General features: G+C 55.7%; 9 protein-coding genes. 3 read left to right on the top strand and 6 right to left on the bottom strand.

The window, feature by feature from the left end; all coding sequences use genetic code 11:
• Window positions 1–9: 9 nt before the first annotated feature.
• The 6 genes from ACL2XP_RS23055 to ACL2XP_RS23080 all read right to left on the bottom strand — a co-directional run bounded on the left by ACL2XP_RS23055 (window position 10) and on the right by ACL2XP_RS23080 (window position 7,987).
• Entirely contained in the window at window positions 10–2,073 is a 2,064-nt protein-coding gene (locus ACL2XP_RS23055; RefSeq protein ID WP_413735599.1) for an EscV/YscV/HrcV family type III secretion system export apparatus protein, read from the bottom strand.
• 39 nt (window positions 2,074–2,112) lie between these two features.
• Window positions 2,113–3,225: a type III secretion system gatekeeper subunit SctW gene (gene sctW / locus ACL2XP_RS23060; RefSeq protein ID WP_413735601.1), complete on the bottom strand. Its 1,113-nt coding sequence runs from the start codon at window positions 3,223–3,225 to the stop codon at window positions 2,113–2,115.
• Window positions 3,216–4,913, bottom strand: a complete 1,698-nt coding sequence (gene sctC, locus ACL2XP_RS23065) for a type III secretion system outer membrane ring subunit SctC (protein ID WP_413735603.1) — start codon at window positions 4,911–4,913, stop codon at window positions 3,216–3,218. Before sctC ends, sctW begins: the two co-directional genes overlap by 10 nt.
• Window positions 4,910–5,680 carry a helix-turn-helix domain-containing protein gene (locus ACL2XP_RS23070; protein WP_413735605.1) on the bottom strand — a complete coding sequence of 257 codons (771 nt, stop codon included), beginning with the start codon at window positions 5,678–5,680 and terminating at the stop codon, window positions 4,910–4,912. The genes sctC and ACL2XP_RS23070 overlap by 4 nt, the downstream gene beginning before the upstream one ends.
• Before the next feature lie 171 nt (window positions 5,681–5,851).
• Window positions 5,852–6,304 carry a type III secretion system invasion protein IagB gene (gene iagB, locus ACL2XP_RS23075; protein WP_413735607.1) on the bottom strand — a complete coding sequence of 151 codons (453 nt, stop codon included), beginning with the start codon at window positions 6,302–6,304 and terminating at the stop codon, window positions 5,852–5,854.
• 6 nt (window positions 6,305–6,310) lie between these two features.
• Entirely contained in the window at window positions 6,311–7,987 is a 1,677-nt protein-coding gene (locus ACL2XP_RS23080; RefSeq protein WP_413735608.1) for a winged helix-turn-helix domain-containing protein, read from the bottom strand.
• 1,225 nt (window positions 7,988–9,212) lie between these two features.
• On the opposite strand from ACL2XP_RS23080, the gene ACL2XP_RS23085 reads away from it, so the two are divergent.
• Genes ACL2XP_RS23085 through ACL2XP_RS23095 form a run of 3 tightly spaced genes read left to right on the top strand, consistent with a single transcriptional unit; the run spans window position 9,213 to window position 16,722 of the window.
• Window positions 9,213–10,421, top strand: coding sequence for an MdtA/MuxA family multidrug efflux RND transporter periplasmic adaptor subunit (locus tag ACL2XP_RS23085; protein ID WP_413735609.1), 1,209 nt, complete (start codon window positions 9,213–9,215; stop codon window positions 10,419–10,421).
• Window positions 10,418–13,606, top strand: coding sequence for an efflux RND transporter permease subunit (locus tag ACL2XP_RS23090; RefSeq protein WP_413735610.1), 3,189 nt, complete (start codon window positions 10,418–10,420; stop codon window positions 13,604–13,606). The genes ACL2XP_RS23085 and ACL2XP_RS23090 overlap by 4 nt, the downstream gene beginning before the upstream one ends.
• Window positions 13,603–16,722 carry an efflux RND transporter permease subunit gene (locus ACL2XP_RS23095; protein ID WP_413735612.1) on the top strand — a complete coding sequence of 1,040 codons (3,120 nt, stop codon included), beginning with the start codon at window positions 13,603–13,605 and terminating at the stop codon, window positions 16,720–16,722. Before ACL2XP_RS23090 ends, ACL2XP_RS23095 begins: the two co-directional genes overlap by 4 nt.
• The last annotated feature ends 9 nt before the right edge of the window (window positions 16,723–16,731 follow it).

Below are 16,731 nucleotides of genomic sequence, written 5' to 3' on the forward strand. Positions count from 1 at the left end.
CCAGGTTAATTAAATAGTTTTGATAACATTAACATTGACGGCTTCGGTCAACTCACCAAAAGACATCACTTCAAGGTCGCGAAAACGCGTTTCAATCAGCTTTTTAATAAAACGACGCACATCCACCGAGGTTAATAACACCATATCTTTATGCGCTATAAATATGTTTTCTAAACCTACGGTAAATAGATCCATTAATTCATCTGAAACCGCCGGTTCCAGGTTAAGAAATGCGCCCGAGGAAGTATTTCTGATACCGCCTCGAATCATTTCCTCTACTTCAGCCGAAATAATAACCACCCTAAGCTCATTATTGACGGCGAACTTATGGCAAATATAACGCGCCAAGGCATTACGCACATGTTCAACCAGCGTAATAACATCTTTTTCCCGCGGAGCCCACAGGGCCAATGACTCCATGATCAGCTTCATATTACGCGTGGATATCCGTTCGGTTAACAAGCGCTGCAAGACTTCGGCAATGCGCTGCACCGTGGCATGGCGCAGCACTTCCTTAAGCAGGTCGGGATATTTATCTTCCATCATGTCCAGCATGTGCTTGGTTTCCTGCACGCCGAAAAACTCATTGACATGGTGGGACAGCAGCACCGAAAAACACTGGTAAATTTCATCAATCGCCGGGCGCAGCTGATAGCCCAGCGGCACCAGCGTCTCCCTGGCCTGCGGTTCTACCCAGATTGCGTCTTTTTCGACCCTGGCGGACATCGCCAGCTGATGGATCTCATCCGAGCCATTGACCACCCGCAGTAAATCAAAATGAATCGTAAAGGCGTCCGCCCGGATTTCGTTGATCAATACCGCCAGGGTTTGTTCGTCGACATTATCCGAGGCGCGCAGCATGATTTCCGGCAACTTGACGCCATAATCCACAAAAAACTGGCTGCGCAGCCGCTCATTCAGCTGTTCTTTTTCCAATAGCGCATAATTGGCACGCGAGACTAATAAAATCAGGGCGACGGTTTCTGCCGCCGTGCGGTCGAGATCGCCGATAATGCCCATCTTGCTGTCCAACCCCAGGTTTTGCGCCGACAGTCCTTCGTCGAAATCCATGTTGCGGGTTGCCGCGCCGTCCTGGGATGGCAGGGATTTTTGGGACTTCCGGTACCGGAAAAAAAACAGGCCGCTTAACGACAGCGCCAGCAAAATAAATACCGTCAGCGGGAACCCCGGCAGCATGCCGATCGACAGGGCCAGAAAAGCGGTGATCAGCAGGACAAATGGGTTGCCGAGCAATTGCTGCATGATGGTGCGGCCCATATTGTCGCCGTCGCCATTTACCCTGGTGACAATCAGCCCGGCGCTGATGGAAATCAGCAGTGCCGGAATCTGCCCCACCAGGCCGTCGCCGATGGTCAGCATGGTGTAGGTCGCCAGCGCGACGGACAGATCCATATGGTGCTGGCTCATGCCCACCGCGATACCGCCGATAAAGTTAACGAACGTGACGATAATGCTGGCAATGGCGTCGCCTTTGATGAATTTCATCGCCCCGTCAAATGAGCCGTACAGCTGGCTTTCGCGCTCCAGCACGCTGCGCCGCTCGCGCGCGCCGTCCGCGTCAATCATGCCGCCTTTTAAATCGGCGTCGATACTCATTTGCTTGCCGGGCATGCCGTCGAGGGAGAAACGCGCCGCCACTTCCGCCACGCGCTCGGACCCTTTGGTAATGACGATAAACTGCACTACGGTGACGATGGCGAAGATGACAAATCCCACCACCAGGTTATCGCCAATGACGAATTGACCAAAGGTGGCGATGATTTCACCCGCGTCGGCGTCGTTGAGGATCAGCCGGCTGGTGCTGATCGTCAGCGCCAGCCTGAACAGCGTGGTGATCAGCAACACCGAAGGAAAGGTGGAGAAGCTCAGGATGCGATCGATATAAAAGGCGCCCATAAAAACCAATATGGCCAGGACAATATTAAGGCCGATCAAAAAATCCACTAAATAAGTTGGCAATGGAATAATCAGCATTGCAATGATCATAATGACCAATGTCAATATCAGCAGCTCCGGGCGCGAATGAATATTACCTAAAAATTTGTTAAACACGTCATTATTCCATTACATTATCAAGGCGGAGGTGGAAAGTTATTGATCTCGTCTTTTCTCAATCAGCTCATGCTTATAGGCGATAGCGGCCAGCCTTTCGAGCTCGCCTAGCAGCAGGTAGACACATTCACTGTTTTCAAATAGTTCATGTGGTAATAATTTACATGCACTATATATAGTTTGCAGAAGAGCCGATCGCTCATGATGATATGCCAGCAACACGTCTTCGCCTAATAAAGCATTGAGATGGCCGCCTATTGCCGCCGGCTGCCGCAATAGTGAAAACAGCAATATCAGCCAGTCCTGCTCAGGCTTATTTAAACCAGCGATTGCTTTATTGGATAATAATTTTTTAATGAATAAACTATCCGCGGATCGCAGCCGTTTTAACTGGCCCAGTTTGTTGATTAATCCGCCAAATTCCATCCTGGAACAGCTGGGGTCCTGGGAGTCAATATCCGTCAGCAGCGCCGACTCGATGAAATCCAGCACCACGCCGCGGTATTGATAACCGTAACCCGCAATCCAGTCTTTATAATCTTCAATGCCGTCCCGCTCGCTTTGCAGAAACCGACGATAGCTGCCGCGCAGCAGGGCCGGTTTCAATTCCAGGTATTTTTGGCCAAAGAGCCTGGCTTTTAACCCGCAATTGATCCCGGCCTGCAGGTCGCGCGGACCGGCGTGCTCCTCCACCTGTTGCAGCATGGCCTTGAGCAGCGTTTTGCTTTTTTCGCTCAGTTGACGCTGGCGCAACAGCTCGCGCAGCACCAACACCAGATCGCTATCGTCGGGAAACAGCGAACGGGCGTGGCGCAGCAGGTTTTCAATGGAAATATCCGCCGCCGCCGATACCTTCAGCAATGATTTCGCTTTCGGCACGGTATCCTCATCAAGGACACGCTCGAACCCCTCGGACAGGGAATCGCCCTTCTTTTCGTATTGGCGCCGATTGCTGAACTGCGACGCCGCGGCCGATAATTCGTCGCTGGCCTGGACAAATTTTTGCACCCGCCCGGCCGGCGTCTCGTCCGCTTTTATTTCGTCGGCCGCCGTCCCGGTCGTGGCGGACTCGGAACGCTGGCGGGCATTGGGACGTTCCGATCGGCCGGGGGTGGCATAGACCGGTAGGTTACTATTTATGTTTAGCGCCATTTCTGACTGTCCAGATAGTTGCGCGACCAATCCGCCAACAGCTCGGGCTCGCGATTTTTGATGAATTCCTGTACGAACTCGCCGGCATCCGACTCTATCGGCTCGGTGATTTCACGGGGCTGGATCAGGAAAATACGCACCATATTGGACTGGCTGGCCTGTTTATAACTGAACATTCCGCCGACCAGGGGAATACTGCCCAATACCGGGATTTTGGCCGTTTTACCGGAGGTTTCGTCGCGGGTATAGCCGCCGATTAACAGGCTTTTGCCTTTCGGCACCCGGGCAATGGTGCTGATCTTGGTACGCCCGACTTTCGGCAAAACGCTGTTGGCCGATTCGTTGTTCATCGGGATTTCGTTGCCATCCTCGATATTGAGCACCATTTCGATCTGTCCGTTGGCGGCAAAACGCGGCAAGACGCTGACCATGGTGCCATAAGTGACATGCTGCAGGTCGACGGTGCGCTCGCCAATCAGCTGCGTATAAAACGTGCGGTTGTTATCAAAGATGGCCGGCACATTTTCCTGGGTCAGGACTACCGGGCGGGAAACGATATTCGCCCGGTTTTTTTGCGATAGCGCGTGGATGGACGCGACGAACCGCGCCCCGTCGAGGGTGGAATAAGACCCGCCGTTAAAATTGACGCCCAGCTGGCTGCCGATATTGACCGATCCCTGCCAATTCACGCCGATATTTTCCAGGTCTTCTTTTTGCACATCGACGATCCAGAGCGACAATTCGACATGGCGTTTTGACGTATCCAGCGCCGCGACCAGATTGGTGACTAGCTGCACCTGTTTCGGGGTGCCTTTTACCAGCAGGCTGTTGGTATCAGGGTTGGCAATGACGCTGATAGGCCCGGCCGCCGTCTCGGCGCGCAGCGCTTCGGCCAGGCTCGCCCTCGGCTGGAACGGCGGCCCGGCGGCCGATATATTCTCGATATTGAATTCAGGCATCTGCGGCGCCGGCATGGCGTCGGGCGTCAGCCGCTGCACATTGGGCGCCACGCCTTTGTCGGCGCCGCGCAATAATTGTTCGATTACCGTGGCGATGCCGGGAATGGTGACTTGCTCGCCGCGCAGCTCGAAAGTGCGATCGCCGACGAACGTATTGCTCAGGTGAATAACCGCGGCTTTTTCACCGCTGCCTTGATTGCCGGGCTGTTCATCCATAAACTTGGCGGTGTTCAACACCATATCCACATAGACCGGCGGCCCGGAAATATAAAATGTGCCGCTGTTATTATCGCCGCGCAGGGGATAACGCTTGTCGTGCAATTTTGATTGCCGCAAAAAACTCTCAAGTGAACTCAGTGAAATATGATTCAGCGACATCACTGAATTGCGCATTTCACCCGCGTCATAAACGTAGATAGCCTGCCCATCCGAATACCAGATTAAGCCTAACTGCCGGGATATTTTTTCCAGCAGAGCCTCTGGGTTACTGAAATCAAACTCGCCGCTGATTTGTTTGCGCGCCGCGAGTTTGCTGACAATCGCGGGTTTGCCCAGCCGGGATGACAAGGCATCGAAAAATATTTTCAAGCCGTCTTTATTGGCAATATATCCTTCGGCGCCGGCGTCCGCTCCCGGGGCCAGGGGGTTGGCGTGTATCAGACCCGGCAGCGCGCTGCCCATCAGGCACCAGCAGAGCAGACTGCCTTTGATTAATTTATGAGATTTCATTTTTCCGATTTCTTATTGATCATGTTCCATAATCCCCGGGGGGAAACACCGAATGCATCCCGAATATCATTCGAGAGATGCGAGGAGGAGGCATAACCATGCCGCATGGCGGCCTCCGTCAGGCTTTGTCCTTCTTCGACGACATCCAGCAAAGCCCGCGCGATACGCCAGCCCCGTAATTCATTTTTGGCGGAATTACCTAACGCATTACGGCATAAGCGGCGGAAATGGGAATAAGACAACCCATAACGCTCGCCCAATTCATGTAGCTTGTCGCTATTTACCGACTCGTTTAATAGAAACCGGATTAACCAATACCACTCGGTGCGGCGCAGGAATGCGGCCAGCATGGCCATTTCCTCCGGAAGAGCCTGGGTTTGCGATAGCAGCCAGCGTTCAACATCGCTACAGGTGGCTATTTGCGGATAGTCGCTCAGTTTTATGCTTTGCCAATGCTGTTGCTGATCGTATTTTAATGACAAGCCGCGGGATTCATCGATGAATACCTGAAGTTTCACCAGCGCAAATAAAGGTAGTTCCTGATGATTCACCCGCCCGGCCAGCACTTCCAGATTGACCCGGTTCATAACTAAAATACCGCGCCAGCCTTGCGTTATATTTAATTTTGCGGTTGCCTGCGCCGACTGAAAGCGAATCAGGCAGTCCTGCTCCCTGGCATCAAGCAGCCAGCATCTGGGATCGGTAATATCCTGTTTGGCGTTTGCAACGAGCAGAGTGCTAGGTAAAACAATATTATCCTTGTTCATAATTAGCCCCGCTCTCTTTTGATTTAACTTTACATTCATAATAATGCCTTTATGTTTTTGAGAAATCATGATGGGAATCTGATTCAGGGTCTAATGTTTTGGCTGCTTTTATATTCTTTCACGCTGGCGGGAAATAGACCATTAAGTAAATGACTTCACATATAAGTAAGATCACTTATTAGCCGCCGGTGTTAATACCTGATAATGTTGCCATACGCGGCGGGCGTAATTCATCCGTACTTTCTGGCGCCCGGCCGCCGTGCCGGCATTATATGCGCCCACCGCTTCCCAGGAATATCCATACCGCTTCATCATATCCGCCAGCACCGAGGCGCCGACCATTATCGAAACGCAGCTATCCTCGTACAGATGCTTTTCGTCGATGCCGAGTTTTTGCAGGCGGGGCAAATGGATACTGTTGATCTGCATAAGACCGATATCCCGGCTGCCGTCTTTATTGATGCCCAGCGCGGCGGGGTTCATGTTGGACTCGGCGATCGCAATCGCCTGCAGCAACCGGGCCTCGATTCCAAAATGCCGTTCGGCGTCCGACCAGCAGTTGGCCAACGCCGGCGTGGTGGCCAGCAGCACAAATAACCACACGGCCAAATGTCGTACCATCATGATGGTTTATTCACCCTCCTGCGCGCCATACAGCGACTTGACCCGGGGATCGTGACGCCAGAGCATTAAACAGGTCGAAGACGAGGTGGACAGCTGGTCATACCATTTTTTGGCGGCGCGCATCCCCTGGCACCGCAAAATCACCGGCAGCAAGGCCGAGGGCATCAGGTGCTTTGACTGTTTCATTATTCGCGTCACCTGTTCGCTATTCGCGCCGGCGGGTTCGGAAAATAAACGGGTATAAAGAGTGTTGAAATAAACGATACCGTCCCGCTCGCCGCCGTGCCGAAGATGGCCGATGAGTTCCAGCGCATGCCGCGGCTGGCCTTCGCCGCATAAAATCACCGCTTTCATGCTTAACAGCACCGGATGGGACATAGCCGCGCCGCGCTGCCGTTCCGCGATGCCGAGCGCGGCGGATGGGTTGCCGTTGCAGTATTCCAGCCACATCATCAATACCTGCGTGGCGATGGCCCCGGGTAATGTTTGATCCACCTGGCGGGCAAAATACAGCGCGCGGGTGATTTCCCCGACAATAAACAAATGCCACGCATAATAATAATTAACCGAAGGGTTATCCGCGGACAGCGCCAGCGCCTGGCGAAACATTTCCGCGGCCTGGCCGTAATCGCCGTTCAGCCCGTGCAGCACCCCGCTCATCGCCAGCGCCAGCGGATGGTCGGCCGCTTTAGCCAGCACCTGGTCCACTAACTCGCCGCATTCCTGCAATGCGCCGTCTAGCTCCATCATCCCCAATTGACCCAGGGCGAAATAGCACTCCGCCAGATGGCAAAGCAGGGTGATGTCATCAGGTATGGATTGGCGGCACTGCTGGAATAATCCCAGCGCCTGGTTCAGGCTGTCGGGGGTATACGCCATGAAAGCGCTGCGTCCTTCCCGCAGCCATGCTGCGCAGGAAGGTTCACGCACCGGCCCGGCCGCTGCGTCCCGGGCGGCTTTCAAGCCGGGGATATGGCGCAAGATAAGGGGCCTGAGAAGATTTTTCACCCGGTCATTAGTCAGTCCGGCGTCAAGGGAAATACCCTCGCGGTGCATGACAAAATGATCGTGCGTACGGATTAATTCAATACGCAACGACGGCTGGTTTCCCAGGCTTAATTCATAACCGGTCAGGTAATAATCCGGCCGGATTTTCTCCAGCAATTCCAGGGTTGACTGCACCGAGCGGCAACTCAACGTCAGCGAAGAGGGCAAGACGTGCAGCCCCGCCGATGCGTATCCGCTCATTTCCTGCACGAGGGAGTCATGCAAGCCCAGCGTATCCAAATGGCCGGTCATGTCAAACGGCAGTACGGCGACAATGGCGTTGGCGCTGCCGGTGGCGGCCTTTTCCGCTGGGGTGATGCGGGTTACGGGCAGCGTAAAACGATACCCTTTGCCATAAACCGTATCGATAAACCGGTTGTGTTTACCTTCCTGCAGGAGGCGGCGCAGGACATAGATACAGCGCGTAAGGGACTCTTCGGCCACATTGCCGCCGGACCAGACTTCGTTGATGAGCCGATCTTTGGTGACCACTTCGCCCGCGGACTCCAGCAGCAGGATCAGCACCCCGAGTTCTTTGGGGGAGATACTGATTTTCTGGTCTTTGTAAAACAGAATACGCGTTGAGTTAAGGATAAAATCACCAAACGTATACTGCACTTTAAAATGGTTGATCACCTCTTTTCTTATTCCTTTAATAGGAAGAGGCGCTGGAAAGGATTTTTCAGCTGGTGATTCATCGAATGTCGTAATCATATTTAGCCCCCTACCATTAAATTAATAGAATTTAAATGTATACCTTCACTAAATTGAGCCTATGGCATGACCACTGTATGCTTCATCAATACGTCTCGTTTTTTCAACGATTACTGTGTTTGAGAGCGATAACCACACGCTTGCAATGGACTTAACCATAAAATTAATAAAACGAACTACAATCATTAATAATGCTATTATTTAAAAGATTATAAAATATTGCTTTATATGATCATCATCTCGCAATTATTTCAACGAACTATCGCCCTGCGGCCGCCGTTCTGCCTTCGCACCCGCTGTTTCGGCAATATTATTCCTGGATAACAACCCTTTCATGAATACAGCTTACAAGCATATGGCGATACCGTTTGTCGCGCAGATCATAAAAACATTAAAATAATAGTTAACCTTATGCCTCTGCCGTTCTCGGAATGAGATAAAATAAATTTATCATTCAATTAATGAATATGTTTATATATTTATTCTAATGCAGTCCAGAAGCGCAATAATAGCAGTGGCAATAAAATGCGAATTCGAGGTGATTATATAGTGAGCGGGGCGACTGTCAAATTAGCGGGCAAATAGAAGAGTAAAGTTATCCATAATCCTGTTTCAGGAAATGCATTATGGCGCTATTTTAGCGTGATAATCGCCAACGGGAAGCAAGAAAATTCAAACTTAATTATTTATTTTAACATTTTTAACCTTATCAAAACATGCACACCAGAGTTAATCGTCGCTTAAAAATACGCATCTCTGCGGTTAACCCTTTAAAATATCAGCAATAATCCCCCATTAACCAATGGCGATTTATTTTTATATAGGAAGCATATACATTTCAGGCCATTAATTTACAAAATACTAATTTGAAGATAATATTCAAATAGATAGTGAGTATATTATATAATAGAACATGCTTACTGTTATTTAAACGCACCGAATAATCCACTGCTATCGCTATTTCTGGCTGAAAAGGGCGAGCGGCGGCGGGTTTCGCTTGCGGTACCGGTGTTTTCCACCCAGCCGGCGGCGCAATTCCACGCAGAAGTGAAACGGTTTTTGACGAAACTTTTACAATATCGACGGGCAAATTACTTTATCCTAGTACGATGATGAACCTTAGCCCACCATTGGCCGCCCCTATCGCATGAAAACCCATCCACAACGAAAAATCAAATGGCGTAATATCGTCTTCCTTGTCGTGGCGCTGTTACTGATAGCTGCTGTGCTGTTGTTTTTTTTCCTCCGTCATCCTTCCGGCACAGGCCCTGGCAAACCGGGCATGGGTATGGGCATGGGCCTTGCCACCCCGGTCCATAGCGGCACCGCCAAACAGGCGGATGTGCCGGTGTATCTTTCCGCTCTGGGCACCGTAGTGGCGAACGCCAGCGTAACCGTCACCAGCCGGGTGGACGGGCAATTAATGCAGGTTTATTTTGCCGAAGGGCAAAAAGTCGCCCAAGGGCAGCTATTGGCGCAAATCGATCCGCGCAGCTACCAGGCCACCCTGGAGCAATACCAGGGGGAACTGGCGCAAAACCAGGCGCTGTTGAAAAGCGCGCAGCTTACGCTGGCCCGGTATAAAACCCTGTTCGCCCAGGATTCCCTGGCCCGCCAGGATTTAGAAAGCCAGACCGCGACGGTGGGCCAGTACCTGGGCACGCTTAAAGCCGATCGGGCGCAAATCGACGCGGCGAAACTCAACCTGGAATATGCCCGCATCACCGCGCCGGTCGCCGGCCGGGTGGGATTACGGCTGGTTGACGCCGGCAATATGGTGCATAGCAGCGATGCCACCGGCATCGTGACCATCACCCAGACCCAGCCTATCGCGGTCACGTTCAGCCTGCCGCAGGCCCATATCCCCACGTTATTGAAGACGCTGCACCAGGGTCAATCCCTGCCGGCGACGGCTATCGATCAGGACGGCACCACGGTGCTGGACCAGGGCGAACTGAATTTTATCAGCAATGAGATAGACAGCGATACCGGCAGTATCAAGCTGAAGGCGATTTTTGCAAATAACGATGAGCATCTTTATCCCAACCAATTCGTGAATATACGGCTGCAAACCGGCACGCTGACCGGGGCCACGGTGATCCCCGCCCAGGCCATGCAACTGAGCAGCGAGGGGGAGTTTGTGTATGTCATCAAGGCGGACAACACCGTGGACCGCCGGGCGGTTAAATCCGGGCCGGTGTTTGGCGATGATATGCAGGCCGTCTTGTCCGGCGTCGCCCCGGGAGAACGCGTGGTGACGGAGGGCATCGATCGCCTTAATACCGGCAGCAAGGTTTCGGTGGTGAATGCGGCGGCGGCGAATACGACGGAAAGCAAAAGCGTGACCGCACAATGAATCCTTCCCGTCTGTTTATCCAGCGCCCCGTGGCCACGATTTTATTGATGATCGGCGTGCTTATCGCCGGTGTTTTTGCCTATCGCATGTTGTCCACTTCCGCCCTGCCGCAGGTGGATTACCCCACCATCCAGGTAACGACGCTTTATCCCGGCGCCAGCCCCAGCGTAATGGCCTCGTCCATCACCGCCCCGCTGGAGCGCCAATTGGGGCAGATGGCGGGCCTGGGCCAAATGTATTCCACCAGCTCCGGCGGCGCGTCGGTTATTACCCTGAAATTCACGCTCGACCTCTCCCTCGACGTGGCCGAGCAGGAGGTGCAAGCGGCCATTAACGCCGCCGACAGCCTGCTGCCCACCGACTTGCCCAACCCGCCCACCTATAAAAAGGTCAATCCGGCGGATACGGCGGTCATTACGCTTGCCGCCACCGCCGATACCCTGCCGCTGATCAAGGTGCAGGATTTGGTCAATACCCGCATCGCCCTGAAGCTGTCGCAGATTTCCGGGGTGGGCATGGTGACCCTGGCCGGCGGCCACCAGCCGGCGATCCGGGTGCGCATGGACCCCCATGCCCTGGCGGCGCGCAACCTCACGCTGGAAGATGTTAATACCTTGATTGGCGAGAGCAACGTCAACGGGTCGAAAGGCGGGTTCGACGGCAAGCACCATTCCATCACCATCGATGCCAACGATCAGCTGCGCACGGCGGCGGAGTACGGCAATCTGATCCTGACCTACCAGAACGGCGCCGCGCTGCGCCTGCGGGATATCGCGCAAATCGACGAGGCGGAGGAAAACGTATTCCAGTCCGCCTGGGCCAACCGCCGTCCGGCCATCGTAATCAGCGTGCAGCGCCAGCCCGGCGCCAACGTGATCTCGGTGGTGGATAATATCAAGGCCCAATTGCCCACGCTCCAGGCCGCGCTGCCCGACGGGGTCAAGGTGGAGATTTTATCGGATCGCACCCAGACCATCCGCTCTTCCATCAGCGACGTGCAGTTTGAACTGCTGCTGTCCATTGCCCTGGTGGTGATGGTCACCTTTGTGTTCCTGCGTAATCTGGCGGCGACGCTTATCCCCAGCATCGCCGTGCCGCTGTCGCTGGTCGGCACCTTCGGCGTTATGTATCTGGCCGGCTTTAGCCTCAACAACCTGTCGCTGATGGCGCTGACGGTGGCCACCGGTTTTGTGATCGATGACGCCATCGTGGTGGTGGAGAATATCTCGCGCCGCCTGGAAAACGGTGAAACCCCCATGCAGGCCGCCCTTAACGGGTCGGCGCAGATCGGCTTTACCATTATCTCGCTGACCTTTTCGCTGATAGCGGTACTGATCCCCCTGCTGTTTATGGGCGACGTGGTGGGACGCCTGTTCCGGGAATTCGCCATCACCCTGGCGGTGGCGATCCTGGTTTCCATGATAGTGTCGCTGACGCTGACGCCGATGCTGTGCGCCTATTTGCTGCGCCATATCCCGGTGGAAAAACAGAGCCGCTTCAACCGCAAAGGCGGCCAGCTGTTCGACCGGCTGGTAGCCGGCTATGACCGCTGGCTGACGGTGGTGCTCGACCACCAGCGCCTGATGCTGCTGGTGGCCCTGGCGACCCTGGCGCTGACCGCGCTGCTGTACATAATGGTGCCCAAGGGGTTCTTCCCACCCCAGGATACGGGGTTGATCCAGGGGATTACCGTGGCTTCGCAGGATGTCTCGTTCGGTGAAATGGGCGTACGCCAGCAGCGCCTGGCGGATGTCATCCTGAAAAACCCGGCGGTGGAGAGCGTTTCATCCACCATCGGCATCGACGGCAATAATACCAGTCTTAACAGCGGCCGGCTGCAAATCAACCTGAAACCGTTCGCGGATCGCGACGCGCGTTCCGATGCGATTATTACCCAGTTGAAACAGGCCACGCAAAATGTTGCCGGCATCGAACTTTATATGCAATCCGCCCAGGATTTGACCGTCAACGATCAGGTGACGCCCAGCCAGTATCAGTTCACCCTCGACGATGCGGATAGCGAAAATCTGGTTGCCTGGACGCCGAAATTGGTGGCCAAGCTGCAACAGCGTCCGGAATTCAGCGACGTGGTGAGCAACCTGCAGGACCAGGGGCAGGTCGCGTATGTGGAGTTGAACCGCGACGCTGCGGCGCGCTACGGCATCACCGCCGCTGACGTGGATAATGCGTTATATAACGCCTTCGGGCAGCGCCTGGTTTCGACCATTTTCACCCAATCCAATCAGTACCGCGTGGTGCTTGAGGTCCTGCCGAAGTATCAGCAGTCGCCGGCGTCGTTCGATGATATTTATCTGGCGGCCAACCTGAACGATAGTACCAGCGGCACGTCGGCCGCCAGCACGACCTCCGGCACCACCAGCACCACCAGCACCGCTACCGCCGCCGCTACCGCCGGCGCCATGGTAAAACTCACCTCCATAGCGCGCATCCACCTGCGCACCGGGTCGCTGCTATACGCCAGGTTGAACCAATTCCCGGCGGTCACCCTGTCGTTTAACCTGCACACCGGCTACTCGCTGGAACAGGCGCAAAAGGCCATACAAAGCGCCACCGACGAGTTGCAATTGCCCGCCAGCATCACCTTGCGCTATCAGGGCGAGACCTCGGCTTTCCAGAACTCCACCGATAATACCCTGTGGCTGATCCTGGCGGCGCTGCTGACCATGTATGTGGTGCTGGGCATTCTTTACGAGAGTTTTATCCACCCGGTAACCATTTTGTCCACCCTGCCGTCGGCGGCGGTGGGCGCCCTGCTGACGCTGCTGTTCGCCAATACCGAGTTCAGCCTGATTGCCCTGATCGGGGTGATCCTGCTGATTGGGATCGTTAAAAAGAACGCCATTATGATGATCGACTTTGCGCTGGAGGCGGAGCACCGGCAGCATCTCACGCCCCGCGAGGCGATCCACCAGGCCTGTCTGCTGCGCTTCCGGCCGATCCTGATGACCACCATGGCGGCCCTGCTCGGGGCGCTGCCGCTGATGCTGGCGCACGGATCGGGCGCGGAGCTGCGCCGGCCGCTGGGGTTGGTGATCGTCGGCGGACTGATTTTCAGCCAGGTATTAACCCTGTTTTCCACGCCGGTGATTTACCTGTGGTTTGACGGGCTGTCGCAGCGCGGGCAGCGGCTGTGGGGCCGGATCGGCAATCAGGAGCGCCGATGAATATCTCCCGGGTGTTTATTTTTCGTCCGGTGGCGACGCTGCTGCTGACGCTGGCGATTTTGCTGCTCGGCATCCTGGGCTACCGGCTGCTGCCGGTGGCGCCGCTGCCGCAGGTGGACTTTCCCACGATTATGGTCAGCGCCAGCCTGCCCGGCGCCAGCCCGGAAACCATGGCCGCCACGGTGGCGACGCCGCTGGAACGCGCCCTGGGGCAAATCGCCGGCATCAGCGAAATGACGTCCAGCAGTTCGCAAGGCTCCACCAACGTGATTTTGCAGTTTGATCTCGATCGGGATATCAACGGCGCGGCGCGCGACGTGCAGGCCGCCATCAACGCCGCGCGCAGCCTGCTGCCCTCCAGCATGCCGTCGCTGCCCACCTATCGCAAAGCCAACCCGTCCGACGCGCCGATCGTCATGCTGGCGCTAACCTCCACCACCCGCAGTAGCGGACAGCTCTATGACCTGGCGTCCAGCGAGATCCAGCAAAAGATTGCCCAGGTCACCGGGGTGGGCCAGGTGTCGCTGGTGGGCAGCTCGCTGCCGGCGGTGCGCATCGATCTGCGCCCGCAGATGATTACCCATTTCGGCCTGTCCCTGGATACCGTGCGCAGCGCCGTGGCCAATAGCACCAGCAATTTGCCCAAAGGCGTATTACAGGGGGACCGGCAGTCATGGGTGGTGGACGGCAATGGCCAGCTGGATCTGGCGCGCGATTACCGGGCGCTGATCGTCAGCTACCAAAACGGCACCGCCGTGCGGCTCGGGGATGTGGCCACCGTCTACGATTCGGTGGAAGATAAGTATAACGTCGGTTATTACAACCAGACGCCGGCGGTGATGATTGGCGTCACCCGCCAGGCGGGCGCCAATATGCTGGAGACCATCGACGCCATCAAGGCGCGCCTGCCGGCCCTGGCCGCCACGCTGCCCGGCGATGTCGGTTTGCATATGGTGGTCGATCGATCGCCGAATATCCGCGCCTCGCTGCGCGATACCGAAGAGACGCTGCTGATCGCCATCGCCCTGGTGATCGGCGTGGTGTTTATTTTCCTGCGCAATGCGCAGGCGGTGATTATCCCGGCCCTGGCGTTGCCGGTATCGATTATCGGCACCTGCGCGGTGATGTACCTGCTCGGCTACAGCCTGGATAACCTGTCGCTGATGGCGCTGATTATCTGTACCGGCTTTGTGGTGGACGACGCCATTGTGGTGCTGGAGAATATCACCCGGTATATCGAAGAGGGCATGGGGCCGGTGCGGGCCTCGCTCAAAGGCGCGCAGGAAGTGAGCTTTACGGTGCTGGCCATGACGCTGTCGTTGGTGGCGGTATTTATTCCCATCCTGCTGATGGGCAGCATTGTCGGCCGCCTGTTCCGCGAATTCGCGGTGACGCTGACCGTCTCGCTGCTGATTTCCATGTTGGTTTCCCTGAGCCTGACGCCGATGTTATGTTCGCGGCTGCTGCGGCGCAAAGCGCCGGTCACCCGCAGGCCGAACCGGTTTTATGAGCTGATTGAACGCGCCCTGGCCAGGCTGCTGGCCGGTTATGCCATTGCGCTGGCCTGGGTGATGCGGCACCAGCGGCTAACGCTGTTCAGCCTGCTGCTGACGGTGATGCTCAATATTTTTCTGTATACCGTGGTGCAAAAGGGGTTTTTTCCCAACCAGGATACCGGCCTGCTTATGGGCATGCTGCGCGCCGACCAGAACGTATCGTTCCAGGCGATGAAGCCCAAAGTGGAAGAATTTTCCAGGCTGATCCAGCGGGACCCGGCTGTGGACGGGGTATTGTCCTCCATGGGCAGCGGCGGGTTCGGCTCGCGCAATACCGCCAATTTTTTTGTCCATCTGAAGGACTTTTCGCAGCGCGACGCCAACGCGGCGCAGGTGGCCAACCGGCTGACCGCCCAAGGGCTGAACCAGCCAGGCATCCAGCTATTTTTAATGCCGGCCCAGGATCTGCATATCGGCGGGCGCAGCGCCAATGCGCTATATCAATACAGCCTGCAGGCCGATGATTTGGATACCCTGCGCATCTGGACGCCGAAAGTAAAAGCCGCGCTGGAAAAAATACCGCAGCTGACCGGCGTGGACGCTGATTCCCAAACCGGCGGCCAGGAAGTGATGCTTAATATCGACCGCGACAAAGCCACCCGCCTGGGGGTCAATGTCAAGATGCTCGATACCCTGCTCAACAACGCTTTTAGCCAGCGGCAAATCGCCACCCGGTACAAGACCCTGAATCAGTATCACGTAGTGATGACCCTGAGCGACGATTTCACCGGCGATCCGGCGATCCTCAACGATCTGCTGGTGGTAAACGAGGCGGGCCAACAGATCCCCATCGCCGCCTTTGCCAGCTTCAGCGGCGCCAACGCGTCCCTGTCGGTGGCGCACCAGGGCCAATCCGCCACCAGCACCGTGGCCTTTAACCTGGCGGACGGCGTGTCCCTTGAGCAGGCGCAGCAACTGATTAAAACCGCCATGGCGCAAATCGGTTTGCCGACCACCATCCAGGCGGGCTTCCAGGGCACCGCCAAGGCTTTCGCCTCCCTGACCGCCAGCATGCCGTGGCTGATACTCGCGGCGCTGGCGGCGGTCTATATCGTGCTGGGGGTGCTCTATGAAAGTTATATCCACCCGCTGACCATTCTGTCCACCCTGCCGTCCGCCGGGCTGGGCGCGCTGTTGCTGCTGATTATCACCGATACCCAGCTTACGGTCATCGCCCTGATCGGCATTTTGCTGTTAATCGGCATCGTCAAGAAAAATGCCATTATGATGATCGATTTCGCGCTGGCGGCGGAGCGCAAGCAGGGACTCAGCCCGCAGCAGGCCATTACCCAAGCCTGCCTGATGCGCTTTCGCCCGATAATGATGACCACGCTGGCGGCGTTTTTCGGCGCCCTGCCGCTGGCGCTGGGCAGCGGCGGCGACGCGGATTTGCGCAGCCCGCTGGGAATGGCCATTGCCGGCGGACTGGCGCTGAGCCAGTTGCTGACGCTGTTCACTACCCCGGTGGTTTATCTGTATCTCGATCGCCTGAGCCGCTCCAGCCGGAGTGCCTGGCAGCGTTACGGCAAATCCGGCGCGGCGCGGCCAGAAACCCGCTAATCCCTATTA

Source organism: Sodalis sp. RH21, assembly GCF_047324175.1.
Classification (GTDB): domain Bacteria; phylum Pseudomonadota; class Gammaproteobacteria; order Enterobacterales; family Enterobacteriaceae; genus Acerihabitans.